General features: G+C 72.3%; 19 protein-coding genes and 2 pseudogenes. 9 read left to right on the top strand and 12 right to left on the bottom strand.

Features of this window, described 5'->3' with window-relative positions; genetic code table 11:
• Positions 1 to 819: pseudogene (locus JL475_RS21955) on the bottom strand (cellulose-binding protein); the annotation flags it as partial.
• Between the two features lie 267 nt (positions 820 to 1,086).
• A complete protein-coding gene (locus JL475_RS21950) occupies positions 1,087 to 2,412 on the bottom strand; it encodes a radical SAM protein (protein WP_202279524.1) in 1,326 nt (441 codons plus the stop codon).
• A gap of 189 nt (positions 2,413 to 2,601) precedes the next feature.
• On the opposite strand from JL475_RS21950, the gene JL475_RS21945 reads away from it, so the two are divergent.
• From JL475_RS21945 to JL475_RS21935, 3 genes are all read left to right on the top strand, one after another.
• On the top strand, positions 2,602 to 3,858 hold the full coding sequence (locus tag JL475_RS21945) for a D-arabinono-1,4-lactone oxidase (protein ID WP_202279523.1): 1,257 nt from the start codon (positions 2,602 to 2,604) through the stop codon (positions 3,856 to 3,858).
• Positions 3,859 to 4,064: 206 nt separating this feature from the next.
• Positions 4,065 to 5,480, top strand: coding sequence for a hypothetical protein (locus tag JL475_RS21940; protein ID WP_237407886.1), 1,416 nt, complete (start codon positions 4,065 to 4,067; stop codon positions 5,478 to 5,480).
• A gap of 30 nt (positions 5,481 to 5,510) precedes the next feature.
• Positions 5,511 to 6,260 carry a hypothetical protein gene (locus JL475_RS21935; RefSeq protein WP_202279522.1) on the top strand — a complete coding sequence of 250 codons (750 nt, stop codon included), beginning with the start codon at positions 5,511 to 5,513 and terminating at the stop codon, positions 6,258 to 6,260.
• Here JL475_RS21935 and JL475_RS21930 read toward each other — a convergent pair.
• From JL475_RS21930 to JL475_RS21920, 3 genes are all read right to left on the bottom strand, one after another.
• Entirely contained in the window at positions 6,247 to 6,666 is a 420-nt protein-coding gene (locus JL475_RS21930) for an NUDIX hydrolase (RefSeq protein WP_202279526.1), read from the bottom strand. The genes JL475_RS21935 and JL475_RS21930 overlap by 14 nt on opposite strands.
• A 93-nt stretch (positions 6,667 to 6,759) precedes the next feature.
• Positions 6,760 to 7,554, bottom strand: coding sequence for an isocitrate lyase/phosphoenolpyruvate mutase family protein (locus tag JL475_RS21925; RefSeq protein WP_202279521.1), 795 nt, complete (start codon positions 7,552 to 7,554; stop codon positions 6,760 to 6,762).
• 109 nt (positions 7,555 to 7,663) lie between these two features.
• A complete protein-coding gene (locus JL475_RS21920) occupies positions 7,664 to 8,497 on the bottom strand; it encodes a class II glutamine amidotransferase (protein WP_202279520.1) in 834 nt (277 codons plus the stop codon).
• Between the two features lie 118 nt (positions 8,498 to 8,615).
• Between JL475_RS21920 and mmuM the strand changes: the two genes are divergently transcribed.
• Complete coding sequence (gene mmuM / locus JL475_RS21915) at positions 8,616 to 9,533, top strand: homocysteine S-methyltransferase (RefSeq protein ID WP_202279519.1); 918 nt, start codon at positions 8,616 to 8,618, stop codon at positions 9,531 to 9,533.
• A 638-nt stretch (positions 9,534 to 10,171) separates the two neighbouring features.
• On the opposite strand, the gene JL475_RS21910 is transcribed toward mmuM, so the two are convergent.
• On the bottom strand, positions 10,172 to 10,873 hold the full coding sequence (locus JL475_RS21910; RefSeq protein WP_202279518.1) for a hypothetical protein: 702 nt from the start codon (positions 10,871 to 10,873) through the stop codon (positions 10,172 to 10,174).
• 412 nt (positions 10,874 to 11,285) lie between these two features.
• Between JL475_RS21910 and JL475_RS21905 the strand changes: the two genes are divergently transcribed.
• A complete protein-coding gene (locus JL475_RS21905) occupies positions 11,286 to 11,618 on the top strand; it encodes a hypothetical protein (protein WP_237407909.1) in 333 nt (110 codons plus the stop codon).
• Here JL475_RS21905 and JL475_RS21900 read toward each other — a convergent pair.
• The gene (locus JL475_RS21900) at positions 11,606 to 12,319 is read right to left on the bottom strand and encodes a hypothetical protein (protein ID WP_202279516.1); all 714 of its coding nucleotides are present in this window, start codon (positions 12,317 to 12,319) and stop codon (positions 11,606 to 11,608) included. The two genes, JL475_RS21905 and JL475_RS21900, sit on opposite strands and share 13 nt — an antisense overlap.
• Positions 12,320 to 12,677: 358 nt before the next feature.
• A complete protein-coding gene (locus JL475_RS21895; RefSeq protein ID WP_202279515.1) occupies positions 12,678 to 13,397 on the bottom strand; it encodes a leucine-rich repeat domain-containing protein in 720 nt (239 codons plus the stop codon).
• 193 nt (positions 13,398 to 13,590) lie between these two features.
• Here JL475_RS21895 and JL475_RS21890 point away from each other — a divergent pair, with 193 nt between their 5' ends.
• A complete protein-coding gene (locus JL475_RS21890; protein ID WP_202279514.1) occupies positions 13,591 to 14,283 on the top strand; it encodes a maleylpyruvate isomerase family mycothiol-dependent enzyme in 693 nt (230 codons plus the stop codon).
• A gap of 329 nt (positions 14,284 to 14,612) precedes the next feature.
• On the opposite strand, the gene JL475_RS21885 is transcribed toward JL475_RS21890, so the two are convergent.
• The 3 genes from JL475_RS21885 to JL475_RS21875 form a co-directional block, all read right to left on the bottom strand.
• Positions 14,613 to 14,921, bottom strand: a complete 309-nt coding sequence (locus tag JL475_RS21885) for a hypothetical protein (protein ID WP_202279513.1) — start codon at positions 14,919 to 14,921, stop codon at positions 14,613 to 14,615.
• Positions 14,922 to 15,166: 245 nt separating this feature from the next.
• A complete protein-coding gene (locus JL475_RS21880) occupies positions 15,167 to 16,174 on the bottom strand; it encodes a homoserine dehydrogenase (protein WP_202279512.1) in 1,008 nt (335 codons plus the stop codon).
• Between the two features lie 163 nt (positions 16,175 to 16,337).
• Positions 16,338 to 17,879, bottom strand: a complete 1,542-nt coding sequence (locus tag JL475_RS21875) for a carboxylesterase/lipase family protein (RefSeq protein WP_202279511.1) — start codon at positions 17,877 to 17,879, stop codon at positions 16,338 to 16,340.
• Between the two features lie 494 nt (positions 17,880 to 18,373).
• On the opposite strand from JL475_RS21875, the gene JL475_RS21870 reads away from it, so the two are divergent.
• From JL475_RS21870 to JL475_RS21860, 3 genes and pseudogenes are all read left to right on the top strand, one after another.
• Entirely contained in the window at positions 18,374 to 18,739 is a 366-nt protein-coding gene (locus tag JL475_RS21870) for a hypothetical protein (protein WP_237407883.1), read from the top strand.
• A gap of 45 nt (positions 18,740 to 18,784) precedes the next feature.
• A pseudogene (locus JL475_RS21865) lies at positions 18,785 to 19,168 on the top strand (LacI family DNA-binding transcriptional regulator); the annotation flags it as partial.
• Positions 19,169 to 19,232: 64 nt separating this feature from the next.
• Positions 19,233 to 19,637, top strand: a complete 405-nt coding sequence (locus tag JL475_RS21860) for a VOC family protein (protein WP_202279510.1) — start codon at positions 19,233 to 19,235, stop codon at positions 19,635 to 19,637.
• Here JL475_RS21860 and JL475_RS21855 read toward each other — a convergent pair.
• A complete protein-coding gene (locus JL475_RS21855; RefSeq protein WP_202279509.1) occupies positions 19,617 to 20,309 on the bottom strand; it encodes an AraC family transcriptional regulator in 693 nt (230 codons plus the stop codon). The genes JL475_RS21860 and JL475_RS21855 overlap by 21 nt on opposite strands.
• Between the last annotated feature and the right edge of the window lie 3 nt (positions 20,310 to 20,312).

The raw sequence follows: 20,312 nt of genomic DNA, 5'->3' as shown, positions 1-20,312 counted from the left end.
GCCGTCGGGGCGGCCGGGGCCGAGCCGCGCCTGGGCCGCGCGGCGGCGGCGCTCCAGGTAGGCCAGGCCGCCCCAGCCGACGACCCCGCCGGTGAGGGCGCCGGGCAGCCCGCCGTCGTGCAGCCGAAGACAGGCAGCGGCCTCGGCGCACCGCACGCAGGTGGCGAGGTGTTTGGACAGGTCGCCGGGGATGCCGGGGGTGTCGGCGGCGGGCGAGCGGGTGACGGCGTCCAGCAGCCGGGCGTAGCTGCGGCACTCCGCGTCCATCGGGGAGTCGAGGTGGTTGCGGTGGCATCGGTCCCGGAAGAAGCCGCGGACCTGGGCGAGTTCGTCGGCGGCGGTGGCGGCGTCGAGGCCCAGCCGGCGGGCCACCAGGGGCAGCGGGAGGGACTCCGCCTCGGCCAGCCACAGCAGTTCGGCGTCGGCCTGCTGCAGATCGCGCAGTCCGCGCAGGGCGACCGGGCGCGACAGCGGCGGGCCGGTGAAGCGGGCGGCGTTCTCGGAGTGGAGCCACAGCCGCAGGTCGGGATCGAGCCGGTGTCCCTGTCCGTTCTCCTCCCAGGCCGCCGCGGTGGTGCGAACGGCGGTCAGCAGCAGGGGTATTCGGGGCAGCCTGGACGAGCGGCGGCCGGCTGCGCGTACGGTGGTCGCCTCCGCTTCGCGCATCTCGCGTATGCCCTGGGCGAACGCCTCGCGCGCCAGTTGCGCAGCGGCGGTGGCACCGGCCGTGCACAGGTCGGCGTAGGAGAGCACCGCGTCCCAGCACTCGGAGAACAGTGCCGCCTCGGTGGCGTCCTGGGGGGCCGGCAGGTCGGGCATGAGTCTCCTGCATCCACGAACGAGGTCAACTCGTGACATTGGCAAAGCAGTTGGGGGAAACCGCAGGGGCGATGGACGAGCTTTTCACGCTGTCGACACAACTGACAAGCGCTGTCTCCGCTTCGCGCGCCACGGCGCCCGCACACGCCCGCACACGCCCGCACACGCCCGCGCACGCCCCGTCGGGCACCATACGCAAGAAGGGCCGGAACCGTATCGGTTCCGGCCCTCTCGGCCTTGCTCACGGGCCCTGGGGGCCGGGAGTTCTCACGCCTCGACGGGCGCCTGCTCCGGGAGGCTGTCCATGAAGGAGCTGACGGAGAACACCGCGCGTCCGGGTCCGGGCGGGCCGTAGCCGGGGGGCGAGGCGAGGCCGAACTCGTCCATCGTGGCGCGGTACGCCTCGAGCAGCCGGATGTGGTACTCCAGCGGCGCTCCCTGCGGGTTGGCCTTGCCGAGCGGGGTCGTCGGCTCGGGGCACCAGGTGGTGAAGCGGGGCGTGATGCCGTGCGACATGAAGAAGCGCAGGCCCTCGGTGGTCGAGGCGATGGCCTCGTCGACGGTGGTGAAGCCGAACGGCTCGGACATCTCCACGCCCGCCACGAAGTTGGGGATGACGTTGCGCGCGCCGAAGACGTCCGCGGAGTCCAGGATGCGCCTGTGCCACTCGTCGCGGCCGACGTAGCGCTCCTTGCCCGGGCAGTACAGCTCGAACAGACGGCGGTCCCACACCTCGTAGTTGGGGTGGTAGATCTGCACGCCGTAGTCCTTGAAGCGCTGCACGTCGTCCTTGGGCAGTGCCTGGGCGACGACCTTGCCGATCCAGCGGCCGGGGAAGCGCTCCTCGATGGCCTTGGCGTAGTGCCCGTAGAAGTCGGCCTCGTCACGGCCGGCGACCGTCTTGGTGATCGCGCCGCCGGTGAGGGTGTAGGCGGTGGACGCCTTCGCCGTGTCGTACCGGTCGATGATCTCCAGGGCCTCGAGGACCTCCTCGACGTCCTTGACCCCGGTGTAGGGGCGGCCGGCCGCCTTGTGCTGACGCCAGTTGTGGTTGATGTCGCAGTACTGGCACTCCTCCTTGGCACCGAAGTACTGGCAGACCCGGAAGACGGTCAGGTAGATCAGGTAGCCCCACTGGATGGTCGGGGCCACCTCCATGACGGACTTCCCGTTGGCGAGGGTGTGCCGGTAGTACTCGGGCATCGGCGGCACGCCGACGTCGGCGATGCGCTTCCCGTCGAGGTAGAGGCCGAGCACGCCGTCCTCGTTCGCGGCGACCCGGTACGGGGACGCCGGGTTCACCCGGACGGAGACGACCGTCCGGCGCAGGTCGTAGGGGCCGCCGGTGAGGATGATCTCCTCGGGCGGGCGCCGCAGCGCGGCCTCGCCCAGCTCGGGCAGCGTGCCGTGGTCGAAGGAGAAGATGAAGTACGACTTCGGCTTGACCTCTCCCTTCTCGTTGTCGCTGAGCGCGGACGGATCGAAGGCGATCCCGCCCCGGAGCAGGTCCTCCTTGAAGACGGCCTCGCGCGGCACATGCGGGAACCGCTCCATAAGATCCTCGACCAGCGCGGTACGGCTGCCGCTGCCCATCCCGTGTCTCCTTCCGGCTCGGACGTACGACTCCCGGCTCGGACGTACGACTCCTCACGGTATGCCCCCGCCCACCTCGGGTGTGCAACCGGGTCCGGCGAACGGACCGGCGGCCCCTGGCATCGGCGCCGGTCGGCGCGGTGATGTGATGTCCCCGACACGCTCGACGACTCGGGGAGGGGCCGCCGCATGACCGGGACCGTGACCAACTGGGCCGGCAACATCACGTACGCCGCCGAGGAGCTGCACCGCCCGCCCACCCTGGACGCGCTGCGCGCGCTGGTCGCCGGGAGCCCCCGGGTGCGGGTCCTGGGCAGCGGGCACTCCTTCAACGAGATCGCCGAGGCCGGGGCGGACGGCGTCCTGCTCTCCCTGGACGCGCTGCCCCCGCAGATCGACGTGGACACGGCCGCCAGGGCGGTCCGGGTCGGCGGCGGCGTGCGGTACGCCGAGCTGGCCCGGAAGGTGCACCGGCACGGGCTGGCGCTGGCGAACATGGCGTCGCTCCCGCACATCTCGGTGGCCGGCTCGGTCGCCACCGGCACGCACGGCTCCGGCGTCGGCAACGGCCCGCTCGCCTCGTCCGTGCGTGCGGTGGAACTGGTCACGGCGGACGGTTCGACGCTGCGGATCGACCGCGGGGACGAGGCGCGGTTCGGCGGGGCGGTCACCTCGCTCGGGGCGCTCGGTGTGGTCACCGCGCTCACCCTGGACCTGACGCCCGCCTACGACGTCGAGCAGCATCTGTTCACCGAGCTCCCGCAGGCCGGGCTGGACGCCGCCACCTTCGAGAAGGTGATGTCGGCCGCGTACAGCGTGAGCCTGTTCACCGACTGGGGCGCGCCGGGCTTCCGGCAGGTGTGGGTGAAGCGGCGTGTGGACCAGCCGCTGCCGGACTTCCCCTGGGCGGCGCCCGCGACCGGGAAACTGCACCCCGTGCCCGGCATGCCGGCGGTGAACTGCACGGAGCAGTTCGGGGTACCGGGGCCCTGGCACGAGCGGCTGCCGCACTTCCGCGCGGAGTTCACCCCGAGCAGCGGGTCGGAGCTGCAGTCGGAGTACCTGCTGCCGCGCCGGTTCGCCCTCGACATGCTGCACGCGATCGACGGGATCCGGGAGGCCGTCTCCCCCGTGCTGCAGACCTGCGAGGTGCGGACGGTGGCCGCCGACGACCAGTGGCTCAGCCCCTGCTACGGCCGGGACACCGTGGCCGCCCACTTCACCTGGGTGGCGGACACCTCGGCCGTGCTGCCCGTGGTACGGCGGCTGGAGGAGGCGCTGGCGCCCTTCGAGGCACGACCGCACTGGGGGAAGGTGTTCACCACGCCGGCGGCCGACCTGCGCGCCCGCTACCCGCGGCTGGACGACTTCCGGACCCTGGCCCGGTCCCTGGACCCCGGGGGGAAGTTCACCAACACGTTCGTCCGGGACGTCCTGGGCGATTGACTGCTCCCCTCCCCTGACGAACTGGCCCTGGCAAAGCCGGAGATGAAGCCGGAAGGGGGCGTACGCGCCACGGTCACGCATCGGACGGCGGTGCCGGGTGTGAGACGACGAAAACAGCGGTACGGACGTTGAGGAGGAGCCTTTTTTCTAAGATGGCGTGATCGCGGACGTCATGTGCCGCCCGACGGGAGGGGATGAAGCGCGCCTTGTCCCCACAGCAGCTCGGCCGCGGCCCCTTGCGCCCCGCCCGTCCGGACGACCGCGCTCCCGCCGGAGGGGACGACGCGGCCTCCCGGCCGACCCGTTTCGTGGGCTGGCTGGGCGGGTTCGGCTGCGCGGCCGCCGGATACGCCGTGTTCCAGTTCCTCTTCGAGGTGCTGCCCGACTCCGTCGACGGGGAGGCCGCGAAGTATCTGATCGCGTCGGTGAGCGGCCTCGGCACCGCGCTCGCCGCCTGGCTCGCCGCGGCCCTGGTACGGGCCCGCGCCACGGCTCCGGACCAGCGGCCCCTCCCGCCTCCCGCACCCGCCGTCGGCCCGGCGCCCGGCCCGCTCCCGCGCCTGTTCGCGGCCACCCACGACACCCTCGTCGACGAGGTGTCCGTCGTCGACGATCCGGAGCGCGGACGGCTCGTCGGCTGGTCGCACTCCCTGGGCGAGAACTCCCCGTCCCGCCCCACCTCGGTCGGTACGGCGTACGGGCTGCAGATCATGCTCGACCTGGGCATGCCCGACGGACGTCTCACGCCGGGCGAACTGGCCGACACGCTGTGGCGGTTGCGGCTGCCCGACGGCGGTTGGTCGGCGCGGTCGCAGGGCGCGCGGGCCCGTCCCGAGGTGACCGCGCTGGTGCTGGGCGCCCTGGCCCGCGCGGGCGCGACCCGGGGCGGGCAGCTGGCGCGGGAGGTGGACCTCTGCACGGCGGCCTTCACCCGCGCGGCCGACCGGGCCGGGCGCGAGTCGACCCATGTGATGACGACGGTGCTGCGCGGGCTGCTGCGCGCCGCGCCCGACTGCGACGCCCTGCCGGTGCTGCGGGAGGCTCTCGTCGACGGATCGATCAGCGATCCGGGCCGGGACCATCTGCGCTGCTGGGGCTACCGGCTCGACGCGCCGTACGGACCGCCGTCCCCGGTGCACACCGCGCAGGCGGTGCTCGCCCTCGACCGCGCGGCCCGCGTCCTGGGCGAGAGCGCGGCGGTGCGGGCCGCCCGCGAGGACGGGGTGCGCTGGCTGCTGTCCTGCCCCGACGCACCGCACCACGCCTGCCTGGACCTGGCGTACCGGCGCGAGGAGGTACGGCGCCCGCGCCCCGACGACCCCGCACACCACGAGGTCCTGAACGTACGGCACTTCACCGCGTCCTGGATCGTGCGCGCCCTGCTGTCCCCGGGCGCGCTGGAGGTGGCCCGGCAGGACGGCCTGGAGGACACCTGGCGGGAGCTGCTGGACGGCGCGGCGGCCTCGGTGCGGGCAGGGCAGCAGGACGGCATCTGGTCCTGGGAGCGGGGCGACAGCACGGAGCTGCGGCGCCCGATGTGGATGACGTACCAGGGTGTGACGGCGCTGCGCGCCCACGCGGTGTGGACCTATCGGCCCGACGAGACGGCGCCCGCGCGGTGAGCGGGAACCAGAGGACGGAGGACGGAGCACATGGGCGGACAGCGGGTTCTGACGGCGCGGCGACTGCTGGCGAGGACCTTGGACGGCACGTCGTCCGAACGGGACCAGGTGGCCGCCGCCCATGCGGTCGTCACCGAACTCGGTTCCCCGGAAAGCCTGTTGGAGCTGGTCACCGAACTCGCCTCCGGAGCGGGCGACCCCGAGGCCTGCGCCGGGCTGTCGTACCGGCACGTCCTCGGTTTCGACAAGCTGCTGCTGGTCGACGCGGGTCCGCTGCACATGCTGCGCGCACACGTGTGGCACGCGGGCGCGGACGGCACCGGCCGGGAGGACATCCACAACCACCGCTCGGCGCTGGCCTCCCATGTCGTCCGGGGGCGCCTGTGCACGGAGTTGTACGAGGAGGTGCCCGAGGCGGGGCCCGGGGCGCGGGGCGGCGCCGGGATCAGGACGACCCGGTTCGAGGAGTCGCTGGCCGAGGGATCGGCCGACTGGCTGCTGGCGCCGGCGGGTCCGGCGCGGCTGCGCCTGACACACCTGGGCCGGTACGCGGCGGGCAGCACCTACGCCCTGCCGGCGCACACCCTGCACCGCGCCTGGTGCGACACGGACGCGCCGACGGTGACGCTGTTCCTGGAGACGGGCGGGCGACGGCGGCGGCACACCGATGTGTTCACGGCGGCGGACCCGCATCCGGCGGCGCTGCCGAAGGTACCGCTGAACGTGCCGGCCTACCTGGACGCGCTGGGCACGCTGGCGGAGTTGCTCAGGAACCCGTGAGCGCCTGCCGTACGACGTCCAGGTTGTAGGCGTCGATGTCGACACCGGTCAGCTCGGACGGACGGAGCCAGGCGTGGTCCTGGTCCGGACAGGGCAGCGTGACCTCCCGGGACAGCGGGCGGACCAGGAAGTTCTCCTGCCAGTTCTTGACCTCGTGCCCCGCGTACTCGCTGAGGAAGGACGACTCGCCGACCTTGCGCACGATCTCACCGAGCAGACCGGTCTCCTCCTTCAGCTCGCGCAACGCACCGTCCCGGGCGCTCTCCCCCGGATCGAGCTTGCCGCACGGCACGCCCCACACCCGGGGCAGGAATCTCTCGGTCTCGCTGCGGCGCACCAGGAGCACACGCCCCTCGTCGTCCATCACGACCGCTGCCGCCAGCCGTTTGTCGCCGGGGATGTCCATGTCCATGGTTCCTCGGTTCCTCGGTTTCTCGGTTCTTCGCCGGAGATGAGTCCAGAGGTTCTGATACCCGCGAAAGCGGCCACCGTACCAGGGTCACCCGGAGGAAGCCGTGGCGTCGCCCGCGCCGCCGGCGGCCCGGCTCAGTGCCTGGATCCCCTCGTACGTGGGTGCCGGGCCGCCGGGTGCGCGGCCCGCCCGGATGTCGGTCGCCGTCTCCACCGCCGCGCCCAGCGCCCGCCGGTACAGCAGCGAGCCGAGACTGATCCGGCGTACGCCGAGGTCGGCGAGGCGGGGGACGGAGGGACCGGTGGGCGAGTAGAGGACGTTGAGGGGGACGTCGCCCAAGTGGCCTACCAGGGCGGCGATCTCCCGGGCGTCGGTGAGTCCGGGGACGAACACACCGTGCGCGCCCGCCTGTCGGTAGGCGTCGAGCCGCCGGATCGTGCCCTCGCCGTCGCCGAGCCAGTGGGTGTCGGTGCGGGCGTTGACGAAGAGGCCGGGGACCGCGGCCCGGACGGCGGCGATCTTCGCGGCGTGCCGGTCGACGGCCCCGAGCCCGTCCTCCAGGTTGATGCCGACCGCGCCCACGGCGTGCAGTTCGCGGGCGAACTCGGCCACCGCGTCCGGGTCGTCGCTGAATCCACCCTCCGCGTCCACGGACAGGCGGAACGGCTCGGAGCCGAGGGTGAGGGCGAGCAGCAGGGTCTGTTCCCGGGTCGCCGCCGCCCCGTCGGGCAGCCCGACCGCCGCCGCGACGGCCAGGCTGGTGGTGCCGATCGCCCGGAACCCCTGAGCGGCGAGAGCGGTCGCGGAGGCGTGGTCCCAGGCGTTGGGCAGCAGGAGGGGCTCGTCGGCGTGGTGGAGATCGGCGAAGGTCCTCTGGGTCATGGGGCGACGCTAGGGGCGGGACGCTTCGGCACCGGCCGAAACGTCCGCGCGCCCGCTGCCCCGGCCCGGTGGGACGAAGTCACCGGCCCCTCTCACCGGGGGCTCGCCCCTACACCGGCTGAGGGACGAAGCGAGCCATCTCGTCCCCCTCGGGCTGGACGACGCCGTACCTGCCCTCGGGGACCTCGTTCCACATGCCGGGCAGGTCCCCCAGGGGCTCCGACACGATGAGTCGGGTCTCGTCGGACGCCTCGCGCAGGAACTCCACGTCCGGGTGGAGAGAGCGCAGCGTCTCCACGCGCGTGCTGTAGAAGAGCGAACGGGACGCCCTCTGCGTCGAGTAGCGGAATGCCCACAGCCGTCGCCCGTCGGTCACCGCCACCGTCATCTGCAGCGGGTACTCCACACCGTGCTCGCGCCCGACCCGCTCCACCAGGCCCACCATCCGCGCGACCGCGCCGGGCGGATCCTCCTCCAGGCCGAAGGTGAGCGCCAGGTAGAACATCAGCTCGGAATCCGTCGATCCCTCGACGGAGAGGAAGAGCTCCGGATCCACGGTCAGGGCGAGGTCGCGCCGCATGTGGTGGAAACCCGTGATCGCACCGTTGTGCATCCACATCCAGCGGCCGTGACGGAACGGGTGGCAGTTGGTCTCCTGCACCGCTGATCCGGTCGAGGCCCGGATATGGGCGAAGAACAGGGGCGAGCGGACGTGGCGGGCGATCTCCCGCAGATTGCGGTTGCTCCAGGCCGGGCCGATCTCCCGGACGACCGCCGGAGTGTCGGCGCGGGGCCCGTACCAGCCGACGCCGAACCCGTCGCCGTTGGTCGTCTCGACGCCCAGCCTGGCGTGCAGGCTCTGGTCGATCAGCGAGGGCGTCGGCTTGTAAAGGAGGCTGTCGAGCAGGATGGGGGTACCTGAGTAGGCCAGCCAACGGCACATCGTCCACCGCCTTCCCGACCGCGGGATCGTCTCCCCCTCAGGATCCCAGCCCTGCCGCGGGGGCGCGCTGCGAGGCCGCGAGGCGGGTCGGGGGCCGCCCCGACTACCGTCGGGGGGTATGAGCACCGCTGCCGTCCCCGCCCTCACCGACGCCCTCTCGGGCGGCACGGTCGTCCTCGACGGCGGCATGTCCAACCAGCTCGGGGCGGCCGGGCACGACCTGAGCGACGCACTGTGGTCGGCGCGACTGCTCGCCGAGGCCCCCGAGGCGGTCGCCGAGGCGCACCTCGCCTACTTCGAGGCGGGCGCGGACGTGGCGATCACCGCCAGTTACCAGGCGACGTTCGAGGGCTTCGCCCGGAGCGGGATCGGACGGGAGGAGGCGGCCGGCCTGCTCGCTCTGAGCGTCGGGTGCGCCCGTGAGGCGGCCCGCCGGGCCCGGACGCCCCGCCCCCTCTGGGTGGCGGCCTCCGTCGGCCCGTACGGCGCGATGCTCGCCGACGGTTCCGAGTACCGGGGCCGGTACGGACTCACCGTGTCCGAGCTGGAACGCTTCCACCGCCCCCGCATGGAGGTCCTGGCCGCCGCTCGACCCGACGTCCTCGCCCTGGAGACGGTCCCGGACACCGACGAGGCGAAGGCCCTGCTCAGGGCAGTGCGGGGGCTCGGCGTCCCGGCCTGGCTGTCGTACTCGGCGGCCGGTGGCCGCACCCGCGCGGGTCAGCCCCTGTCGGGCGCCTTCGCCCTGGCTGCCGACGTGGACGAGGTGATCGCCGTCGGCGTCAACTGCTGCACCCCCGAGGACGCCGACCACGCCGTCGCCCTCGCCGCCCGCGTCACCGGCAAACCCGTCGTCGTCTACCCCAACAGCGGCGAGACCTGGGATGCCGGGGCCCAGGCATGGACCGGCCGTCCGACCTTCACCGCCGAGCGGGTCACGGGCTGGCGGAAGTCCGGGGCACGGCTGATCGGGGGGTGCTGCCGGGTGGGACCGGAGACGATCGCGGCGATCGCGCGGGTGCTGCGGGAGCCTTAGCGCACTCGCACCACACGACCTTCCCCGGCTTCCTTCCCCACCCCCGGAGGGGCACGACTTCGACGATCCGGCCCACCGGCCGGATCGCGGCGGAGCAGGCCGACGAGCCCGCCGGGGCACACGGCGACCAGGACGCGGCGAATGGTGCCGGTCGAGGGAAGGCGCCGCACCCGAACGGGTACGCACGACGTTCGGCCATGACCAGGTGATACCGCCGGACAGGGGGCGTACGCCCAGGCGTGTGCCCCAGCGCGGGAAGCACGGACCAAGTGGCCTCGTCGTCCCGGTGAGGCGAGCCGGTTCTTCCTGGTGCTGAGCGTGGGCCGGAGCCGTAACAGCCCTGGAGTCCCCAGAGGGCGTCGGCCTCGATCGAACCCGGAAAGGTTCATCGTCCTGGTTGCCATCTCCCGTTGCCGCACACCAGCCGGGCAGACGGGAACGATGAATCCGCGTAGATCGTGACGGGCCTTCGAGATTACTGAAGAACCATCATGATCCCTCCACAGACGCGCAGGCCGAGGCGACCGGGCGCCTGGTCGGGTTGCACGCCAAGAAGCCGAGGGGCACGGTGAACTCGCGGGATGTCGCACAATCGCCGCCGTCTGCCGGGCCGCGCAGAACCGGCTTCGCCGGACGGGCTACGCGGGGACAAGGACGATGAGCCATTCCGCTGCGCGTGGCCGGTACCCGTAACGGTCCCGCAGCCCCGCCACGATCGCCGGGACGTGGCCGGCCCCGTAGACTACGGCCACCCGGATCGGTTCGTCGCCGCGCTCCGCGTGGATCTCGCCGAGCGCGTCGAGCAACCGCTGGTCGCGCCGACCGGTCATCGCGTGCTCCACAGGACCGCCGGCCATCATCTCCGCCCGCAGCGTCGACGGCAGATCCTCGACCACCAGGTCCTCGTCGAGGAAGGCGCGCGGACCGCGCAGCGCGAACACCAGACCCATCACGGGGGCCGTGACCATGAGCAGCAGGTACGTCCACCGCGGTAACGTCTTCAGGTCCGCGATCGCCTCCGCCGCGGTCACATCCGGGTTGACGACCGGCACGCCCTCGGGAAGCAGCAGCTCCTCGCGCTGCTCCTGCAGGCCGTTGCGCCGTCGGCGTGGGGCGAACCGGTAAGCGAGTGTGAGGGTGCTCACTCCGATCGACTTCCCCCGGATTCCCTCGACGACTATGAGGTCGCATTCCCTGAGCCTGAGGCGGACCTGGGAGTAGAACGCCGGCGAAGCCACATGCAGCATCGGGAAGATCACGAACTCGAGTGGCGTTCCCGTCCGCCTCATGGTGATCACAGCAGATCGGACGGCATAACCGGTCACCTCGATGATCTGCATGATCCCTCCGCGAAACTCGCCCGGTTCCTCTTCCACCCGTACCAGGACACGAGCCCGCCCGGAGCTGCGGTTCCCCCCGAACGTGACACACCTCCCCGAAAGCGTGAGCACTTTGACCGCCGCTGTCCTGATGCCGCTCGTCTGAGCAACATCAGGACACTTGCCTGCCGACTGCTCACGCCTCCGCACGACACCCGTCTCCCGCCCCACCACCTCGGGACCGCGAAGCCCCTTCCTGCAAGGACGGCGAGTACACACCGATTTCGCGCCTTTTGTCCCCACCCTCGAGAGGTCGTCCCGTCGCGCGGGTCCCTCTCACTGTCAGCCTTGAGTGAGACGTCCCGCTCCGGCGGGACACCCCCTGGCTGAGCCGGGCGGAGGCACGAGGAGCAAGATGGGCACCGTGCCCACCATGGTTGTCGAGATCCACGTGCCGTTGCTGCCGACTCCGAACCTGCCGGAAGGCGCCTACCCGTTCCCGTGGATCGAAGAGATCGAGGACTTCCTGTCCGACCTCGAAGAGCAAGGTGACGTAGAGGTCTTCGACGACGGAGAGGAGCACGAGGGCGCTTACGTCTTCTTCGTCACCGGAGCCGGTGAAGAGGAACTGCTGGCAGTGGCGTCCCACGTGGCCACGCTGCCCGGAGTCCCTGCGGGCACTTTCGCGGTCGTCAGTGACGACGAACCCGAGGAGTTCGGACTGGGGCGACACGTAGTGCTGGCACGGTCCGGTTACAAGCCGTAAAGCCAGACCCTCAGCGGACCGACCGGCTCGAAGCCGTGGCGGACGGCTGCCGCCAGGGCGTCGCCCTGCTCGTAGCCGACCACCGGCAGGGTGGGGAACAGCCTGTTCACCGCGTCCAGTACGACCGGCCAGGCCGCGTCGGGGCCGCCGTCCAGTGCGAAGACATTGGAGATTCCGACCACGTGGTCGCTGCGGCTCGCCACCGCGCCGGCGACCACTCGGCCGCCGGTGGACTGTCCGGCGAGCACGAAGGTGGCGGGGTCGTCGAGCAGTTCGGGCCGGAAGAGGTCCGCGTTGCCGTCCCCGTCGTCCCAGGCGAGCGCCCAGGCGCGCAGTGTGTCCGGGGAGCCCGCCACGACCCAGTCGAGATCCGACGCGGGGGCGGGCGCGCTCGCCGGGCGGTGGATCCACTGCGCCTCGAACAGCACCCGGAAACCGACCTCCGTCAGGTCGAGGTCGGCGAAACTGTCCTTGACGGAGGCGCCGGGTGCGGTGGTGTCGATCCGGGCCGCCAGCGCGGCCGGGTCGGCGTCCGGCACCAGCGTCACCGCGTCGGGGTGGTAGAGCGGCGTGCGGGACGGAGCGGCCCACGTCTGTGCCCCGAACTCGCCCGCCAAGCCGTGCGATCGGCTCATCGCCGCGCACCACTCGGCGTTGTTGCGGGCGGCGGCCCGAACCAGGAGCTGCTGCGGAGTCGTCACAAGTGCGGATCATGACGGCTCCGGCCCCGGCCGGTCGAACGGTTTTCCGCTCACTGCGAGAGAGACGCTCCGAAGACCACCTTCGCCGCGTACCCCCGACGGCTTGCGTCCCTCGTCGCAACGCTCCAGCCAGGCCAGATCGAAAGACGAGGCGGGGCCGGCCTCGAACCGGATCGATCCGAAGGATCGGAAGCAGTGGCGGGCGATACTCACCCGCCTTCGCGCAGCACTCGCCCCGCGCCCCACCTTCCTTCGCTCTCTTCGATGTCCAGCCACAGCGAAACGTCACTCTGCGCGGAGGTCGGGCCGGAACCCGAGAGATGAGGGAAGCTTCGCGTCGGAGTGTTCTGCCGGCGGTTCACAGCAGGACGACGCACCCGCGTTCCTCCAGCCCCGTCAGCACGCGGTGGGGGAGCGTGCAGGTGTTCCACCGAAGATCCAGCTTCTCCAGGGCGGGCATCCGCACCACCCAGTCCGGAATCCGGACGATGTGGTTGCTGCGGAGGTCGAGTTGCCGAAGCCGGGGAAGGCCGACCAGGGACTCGGGCAGTTCGGTGAGGTCGTTCTCCCGCAGGTCCAGGTGCCGTAGTTCATGCAGATCAGTCACCGTGGAGGGCAGAGTTCTGAGTCCGTTCCCCCGCAGCCAGAGCTCGCGCAACCTGTGGAGGTGGCCGATGCTGTCGGGCAATCCGGTCAGCCGGTTGTGCTGGGCTCGCAGCTCGATCAGTTCCGTCATCCGGCCGATGGTTTCGGGCAAGGCGGTGAGAGGGTTCTCGCCGACGTTGAGGTAGCGCAGCCGCTTCAAGTTGCCCAATATGTCCGGGAGTCGGGACACGTTGTTGTCGTGCAGGTAAAGGCAGCCGCTGAGTTCGACCAGGTCGCCCAGAGCGTCGGGAAGCGACATGAGCTCGTTGTGACCGAGGTCCAAAGTGGTCAGACGGTCCAGTTGTCCGATCTTCGGTGAGAGGGTCGTGAGGCCGTTGTCTGCCAGGATCAGCACTCGAAGCTCGGTGCGCTGCCAGACCGACTCGGGCACCTCCCCGAGCTGCCGGCGCCAGAGGTTGAGGGTGGGTTGCACGGCCTCGTCCTTTCCGTTGACGGTCCGGATCGAGATTCTCGCGTGGAGCTCGAAGCGGTGCAGCAGTGTCGGAGAAGATCAGCCGGTTGCCGCGTGCCGGGCCCGGGCCCGGGTGCCGGCGAGCCGGGTGGGGGCCGCGGGCATCGACGGGGTGGGCGCAGGGTCGTGGGCCGGGGTGGGTAGGGTCAGCGCGGTGACTTCGCTTCCCTACCTCCGGTTGCTGCGCCAGGAGTCCGCCGCGTTCAGCGCCTGCCTCGGGCACGATCTCAGCGCACCCGTCCCCCACTGCGGGGAATGGACGCTGCGCGACCTCGCCGAGCACATGGGCCGGGGAAACCGCTGGGCCGCCGCCGCGATCACCGACAAGCGCGGCGACTACGAGGCACCGCCCGCACCGCGGGCGGGCGCCGAGGTGCGGGGCTGGTTCGACGCCTCGGTGGACGAGCTACTGGCCGTGCTGGACACTGATCCGGCCATCGAGGCGTGGACCTTCTCCCCGCCGCACACCGTGGGCTTCTGGCAGCGGCGGCGCGCCCAGGAGACGCTGATCCACCGCTGGGACGCGCAGAACGCGCTCGGGCGTGCTCTCCCCTTCGACCCGGAGTTCGCGGCGGACGGCGTGGCGGAGGTCTTCGACACGATGGCGCCGCGTCAGATCGCGCGCGGACGGGCCGAACCGCCGCGCCATGCGCTTCGGCTGCGGGCCACCGACACCGGCCGGTCCTGGACCCACGGTCCGGGTGAGCCCGTCGCCGAGATCTCCGGGAAGGCGGAGCGACTGCTGCTCATGCTCTGGGGTCGGGTGTCCGCCGCCGATGCGTCGCTCTCGTGGTCGGGGGACCGCGCCGCGGGCGCAGCGGTTCTCGCCGGCCCGCTGACGCCCTGACCGCCCCGAACAGGTACTCCCCGCGGTCGGTGTTGAGCAGTGGAACGAGGCCGGAGGGAGCACCCAAGGGTGGGTCGGTGAAACCCCGGCGCTCTACGTCCGGCAGGTCACTGTGAGACATGAACGCCTGGACCGTCTCCTGCATCCGACGTCCCGGGTTCCACCGGTCGGTGGAGGGACGGTCCAGGAAGAGACGACCGTTCAGTTGGACCGGGGCGTACCTGCCGGCGATTTTCTTGTAGTCGTCGGACAGCCGAACGCTCAGTTCCCTTTCCAGGTCGCCCCGTGCCGCAGCGGGCGAAGTCGCGCGGAATCGGCATCCCCTGAAATCATTTCGAACGGTTCGCGGACCCCGCGGCCCGGCCGGAGCGTGTCCGCCGGGGCTCCTCGAGGAGCTGCGACGCCGTCATCAGGGAGAGGCCCACCAGGACGAGCGGCATGTTGCCCCCGGAAGGCATGCGGCGCGTGGCCGCGAGGCCTCCGGCCAGCAGGAGCGCGCCGGCACCCCACAGTCCGGGACGGCTCACACCGCCCTGGAACCAGGGCAGTACGATCCGGCCGGTCACCAGTGCCACCGCCCCCGCCGCCCCGAGCACCAGTGCCATCACCGAACCGACCACCAGAAAGAACGTGGACACGCGCCCCCCTTGATCACTCCAGCGATGATCATCTCAGAAGCCCGGGGGCCGCGCTGAAGGACGCGTCCTTCCTGACCGCGGAGAAGCTGTCCGTACTGCTCGCCGACCGTGCTCCCGCCGTCCACCGGCGCTACGGGCACTGGTGGGACAAGGGGAATGCCGGTGTCGAGAGCAGGATCGCCAAGGGCTGACCGCCCTGCCCGCTCTGGCTCCTCCCACAGCACAGGTCCCCCGCGCATCACGTGTCAGAGGAACCCGGCTCGGGGAGCCGTGACCTCGATGGTGTCCTTCACCAGGGCGAGCGCGGCGCCCAGGGGACTCGAGCGTCCCCCGCTGACGATCACGTCGCCGGCATCGGGGCAGCCGAACACCACGGCCTTCTCCGGTCCGACGAGCGCGTGCAGGGGGTCACCGGGCTCCGTCTCCTCCAGTCGGACGCGGACGAGGCGGGGCGTGTCCACGGATGCGCTCGCCACGGCCCGCAGGCGGCGTGCTCGGGAGACCGCGGCCGGCGCCGCCCGGGAGGTGCCCTCGTCCACCGGCTCCGCCTCCACCTGCACGGACGCCGGGTCCCATCCCCAGGCCAGCGCTGCCAGCAGCCGCACCTTCGTGGCGGCGTCCTCCCCGGACAGGTCGGACGTGGGGTCCGCTTCCGCGATCCCGCAACGCTGAGCCTCCCGAACCGCCTCACCCAGCGAGTCGCCCGCGGCGAGGCGGTCGAGGACGAACGTGGCGGTGCCGTTCGGGCAGGCCCGGATCGTCGTGCAGCCCAGACCTCGCAACGAGGTCCTGGACAGGTCCCCCGCCGGCAGGGCGGCTCCCGTCGCCCCGGAGATCCTGATCATGACGGCGGCCGCGCGGGCCGCCTCGTCGAGGTCCCGCCAGTGGCTGAGCAGGTGGCTCTTGGTGGCCGTGACCACGTGGACCCCTCTGCGCAGGGCGATCACGGCCTCCTCCGCGGCGTGCCGGCGGAGCCGGGGGGAGGACGGAATCGCCTGGACGAACACGCGGGCGGCGGTCCGGTCGAGTGTCTCCTCCAGCGGGACCAGTGGGCCCCACGCCGAGCGGGGCGGCACGGGTTCGCCCTCGCGGAGTCGGCACTGTCCGGAACTCGCCCGGACGGCAACGACGTTCACCCGTACACCGTGCCGGCGGGCAAGCTCGTCCCGCTGCCGAGCCAGGTACTCGACGTAGGCCTGGCCGACCGGACCGTATCCGGAGAGCACCACATCGGCCCGGATCGCTTCACGCATGGTTCCCTGCCCCTCTTCGGTACGCCGTGCGGGAGGTCAAGCCTCGCATTCCCCCGTGACGCCACCGGGGAAGGGTCGGCCTCGCGCAGGAACGGAGCCGAAGCCGGAGCGCGGTGGTCGGCAGGCACGTGCTCCTGAGCCCCGTTCGTCGGGATCCCGCCCCTCAGCGCCGTCGGAGCACACCACCGCGGCGCAGGCGGCTGATGACCGAGCGGAGTTCCGGCGCGGTGGCGGGTGGCGGGTCCTCGGTGGTCGTGGTCCACAGGGCGAGTTCGCGGTCGCGCGGCCCGTATGCCGTGTGCGGTGCGCCGGCGCCGAACATCCGCACCGGGTGCCCGGCGTCCCAGCGCTCCCATCCCGGCTCTCCGTCGGAGACGAAACGCACCCAGGCGCCGTGCATCGCGTCGGACAGGGCTTGGGGTGCGCCCTCGCCCGCGAGTTTGCGCGCGTCGGGCTCGTCGCCGCTGTCGAAGACGAAGCCGAGTTCCAGGGCGTGGCAGGCGCCCATGTCGGGGCGGTTGGAGGGCCAGGCGAACTCGTAGACGTACGAGGGGGCTTCGCGGCCGTCGGCGAGTCGGTGCAGCGGGATGCGCAGGAGGTGGTCGGTGACCAGCTGCCCGACGATCTCGGCGGTACCGGCGTCCGGGCGCAGGGCGCGGTAGCCGCGCGGGACCTCGCTGCCGCAGTGGCAGCGGGCCATCGCCCCGGCCAGGGCGACCGCGCCGAGCCGGTCGACGCGTTCCAGGAGCCCGCCCGGTACCAGCCACAGCCGGTACTCGTCAGCGGTCCATCCGGTGAGCAGGTCGACGCCGGGGGCCGCGCCGCCGTCGGTGAGTGCCTCCAGGGGGTCGCGCGGGACGAGGTCGTCGTCGACGACTATGCCGAAGGCGGGGCCGCCGAGCACCGGGCTGCTGAGGCGCCCCACCTCGGCCTGGGTGCGCAGCAGCAGCTCGCGGTCGACGGCGGCGAAGGCCTCGGCGGTCGCGGGGACCTTCAGCCGGTTCGCCATGCGGCGCACCACCCGCCGCACCTTGCCCCGGTCGGACGCCTCGGGCGGCCCGCTCTGCAGGACGGCCCGCCGGACCAGGCCCTGGGTCTGCGGGGCGGCGATCAGCGCGCCCGTGCTGATCGCCCCGGCGGACTGGCCGCCCAGGGTGACGCGGTCGGGGTCGCCGCCGAAGGCCGCGACCGACTCGTGGACCCAGCACAGGGCGGCGAGCTGGTCGCGCAGGCCCGGGTTGGCGGGGGCGTCCGGGAAGAGGCCGTAGCCCTCGACGCCGAGCCGGTAGTTGACCGACACGAACACCACGCCGTCACGGGCGAAGGTCCGCCCGTCGTACACCGGTACCGCCGAGGAACCCCTGGTCAGGGCCCCGCCGTGCAGCCACACCAGCACCGGCAGCCGGGCTGCCGGGGACGGGTCGGGGGTCCAGACGTTCAGGTTGAGACAGCCGTCGCCGACGACGGACGGATCGGCGAGACAGCGCGCGAAGGCTTCGGAGTACGGGGGTTTCGGGGCCGTGGGGCCGAAGGCGTCGGCGTCGCGTACGCCGTCCCAGGGGTCCGGCGGGACGGGGGGCCGGAATCTGCGGGGGCCGAACGGCGGCGCCGCGTACGGGATGCCCCGGAACACGGCGACCTCGTCTTCCCATCTGCCGCGTACGGCACCGTACGGCGTCCTGACCACGGGGGTCATGGGGCTCATGCGGGTCACGGGGTTCGCCCGGTCGTCTGCCGTCATCTGCCCACCAGCCCTTCGCAGCGCCTCCGGTATCACAAGAGCACCGGGATACTCATCGGTATTCCTGCGTCATTCCGGTGGCCGCCTCCCCGCCCTTCCCGCCGCGTTGCCCCGCACCTAAAGCAGGAAGCGCTTTCTGTCCGGTCGCGTCCCGGACCGCCGGAGAGCAGCGCTGGTCGAAACTTCCAGGGCCCTCGGGCGGGCCGGAGAGGTGGGGTCGGGAACTGCCGGCCTTTGACTGCGTGTGAGTGTGTCCTGACGCGAACAAGTGAGTACCGGGGTGGGGCCGGAAGGCTCTGCATCCAGGGTGAGAACGGAAATCTGCCTGTCGAATGCGTGACCTCTGGCAGGTGGTCATCGTTGGGTGAGGCGGGTGAGTCTTCACAGCTGAGCGAGGGTGCGGGGTGGGTGGTCTGCGAAAGCTTGCGGCACCGTTCATCGCACCGGGCCCGTCGGGTGTGGCCATCCGTACCCGGCTCAAGCAGCTCACCGTCGTGGACGTGGAGGTGCCGCGGCAGGTGGGCGCCCATCTGGGCACCCTCGCCTCCCGCGACCTGAAGGCGCGCTGCCGTGACGGCCTGGACCACGACGCCGGAGCGTGGGCGGTGCGCAAGCGGGAGCTGACCCCTCAGTCGTCGGCCCGGTGGGCGGGTGCGCTCACCAGAGCCACGCACGACCAGCGGGCGCCGGCCCGCCGCAGCGCCCGCGCCCACATCCAGTCCCTGGAGACGGGGGTGCGGACCCTGCGGCACCGGCTGCCCCTGCCCGTCGGGCAGAAGGGTTCCGAGCACGCACCAGGGGGTTACCGCGGCCGGCGGGAGTGACACGCCAAGGCCCGCCGCCTGCACGTCCTGGAGACCCGGCTGGCGCGGGAGCGCGCCGAGTACCTGCGCCACGCCGGTTCCGACGAGGCGGCGGCCCACCGGCGCATGCGCGAACTCCTCGATCTGCCCGAACCGCCCACGGCCGTCTTCGTCTGCTCGGACCGGATGGCGCTCGGGGTGTACGGGGCCCTGGCCGAACGGGGCCTGCGGGTGCCGGAGGACATGAGCGTGGCCGGCTTCGACGACCTCCCCGAGGCCCGCTGGCTCACCCCGGCGCTGACGACGGTCCGCCAGCCCCTGCCCGAGAGGGCGGCGACGGCCCTGCGCCTCCTGCTGCGCGTCATGGACGGCCACCGCCCGGAGAGCACCCGCACCGAGCTGTCCACCCGCCTGGTGGAACGCGCGAGCACGGCACCGCCGCGTGGTTGACCCCCACGCGAGCACGTCCGTTTTCTTCAAGACCGGGCCGGCCGGGCCGACCTACGGTGGCCGTATGAGTGCACGATGTGATGCCATCGGGTTGGTCGTCTCCGACATGGGCGCCTCCGTCGCCTTCTATCGGCGGCTCGGGTTCGCGTTCCCCGAGGGGGCCGAGGAACAGGGGCACGCCGAGGCCGGGTTGCCGGGCGGGCTGCGGTTGCTGCTGGACACCGAGGAGGTGGTCCGGTCGTTCCACACCGGGTGGGAGCCGCCTTCGGGCGAAGGGCGGGCCTCGCTCGCGCTGCGCTGCGACAGTCCGGAGGAAGTGGACGCGCTGTACGAGGAGTTGGTCGCGAGTGGGTGCGGCAGCAAACTGAAACCGTGGGACGCCGTGTGGGGGCAGCGGTACGCCGTGGTGCTCGACCCGGACGGCAACGGGGTCGACCTGTTCGCTCCGCTAGCGGCGGGCGGCCAGTAGCTCGCTCAGGGGCAGGCCCGTCAAGTCCCGTACGTCGCGGGAGAGGTGGGCCTGGTCGGCGTAGCCGGTGCGGGTGGCGGTTTCCGCGAAGGGGGTGCCCGTGCGGGCCAGGGCGAGGGCTCGGTGGAGGCGGAGGATGCGGGTCAGGGTCTTGGGGCCGTAGCCGAACGCGGTGAGCGAGCGTCGGTGCAACTGGCGGGCGCTCAGGCCGAGTTCGTCGGCGGTCGTGGCGACCGGGCGGCCCGCGTCCAGGGCGGCCACCAGCCGCGGCAGCACCGGGTCGGGCGGCGCGGTCTCGGCGGCCCGTCGCAGGGCCAGGTCCTCCAGGCCGCGTGCCGGGTCGGCCACCGCGTTCACCCGGGCGGTCAGGCGGCGTACCCGCGCCGCCGGCCACAGGTCCGCCAGGTCGGGGCGCCGGTCGCGCAGTTCGTGCGCGGGGACGCCCAGCAGGGCGGGGCCGGTACCGGGGTGGAAGCGGATGCCCGCCCAGGGGCGGGTCGCGTCGCCCTCGGTGAGGTGGGCGTGGGTGTCGGGGCCCGCGACCAGCAGGCGTCCGTCGTGCCAGAGCAGGTCCATGCAGCCGTCGGGCAGTACCCGGCCCGCTCCGGTGCCGGCCGGGGTGTTGGTCCACACGACCGCGCCCGGCAGCCGTGACGCACGCTCGCTGTACACCTC

The sequence above is a fragment of the Streptomyces sp. M2CJ-2 genome (genome assembly GCF_016757295.1).
Lineage (GTDB): Bacteria > Actinomycetota > Actinomycetes > Streptomycetales > Streptomycetaceae > Streptomyces.
Note: the sequence above shows the minus strand (reverse complement) of the source record. Positions and strands in the feature narration are given on the sequence as shown.

What these genes read in the sequence shown, in the direction of transcription:
- JL475_RS21950 (WP_202279524.1), bottom strand. Translation starts at nt 2,412, where the DNA reads ATGGGCAGCGGCAGCCGTACCGCGCTGGTCGAGGATCTTATGGAGCGG.
- JL475_RS21945 (WP_202279523.1), top strand. Translation starts at nt 2,602, where the DNA reads ATGACCGGGACCGTGACCAACTGGGCCGGCAACATCACGTACGCCGCC.
- JL475_RS21935 (WP_202279522.1), top strand. Translation starts at nt 5,511, where the DNA reads ATGGGCGGACAGCGGGTTCTGACGGCGCGGCGACTGCTGGCGAGGACC.
- JL475_RS21930 (WP_202279526.1), bottom strand. Translation starts at nt 6,666, where the DNA reads ATGGACATCCCCGGCGACAAACGGCTGGCGGCAGCGGTCGTGATGGAC.
- JL475_RS21925 (WP_202279521.1), bottom strand. Translation starts at nt 7,554, where the DNA reads ATGACCCAGAGGACCTTCGCCGATCTCCACCACGCCGACGAGCCCCTC.
- JL475_RS21920 (WP_202279520.1), bottom strand. Translation starts at nt 8,497, where the DNA reads ATGTGCCGTTGGCTGGCCTACTCAGGTACCCCCATCCTGCTCGACAGC.
- mmuM (WP_202279519.1), top strand. Translation starts at nt 8,616, where the DNA reads ATGAGCACCGCTGCCGTCCCCGCCCTCACCGACGCCCTCTCGGGCGGC.
- JL475_RS21910 (WP_202279518.1), bottom strand. Translation starts at nt 10,873, where the DNA reads ATGCAGATCATCGAGGTGACCGGTTATGCCGTCCGATCTGCTGTGATC.
- JL475_RS21905 (WP_237407909.1), top strand. Translation starts at nt 11,286, where the DNA reads ATGGTTGTCGAGATCCACGTGCCGTTGCTGCCGACTCCGAACCTGCCG.
- JL475_RS21880 (WP_202279512.1), bottom strand. Translation starts at nt 16,174, where the DNA reads ATGCGTGAAGCGATCCGGGCCGATGTGGTGCTCTCCGGATACGGTCCG.
- JL475_RS21875 (WP_202279511.1), bottom strand. Translation starts at nt 17,879, where the DNA reads ATGAGCCCCATGACCCCCGTGGTCAGGACGCCGTACGGTGCCGTACGC.
- JL475_RS21860 (WP_202279510.1), top strand. Translation starts at nt 19,233, where the DNA reads ATGAGTGCACGATGTGATGCCATCGGGTTGGTCGTCTCCGACATGGGC.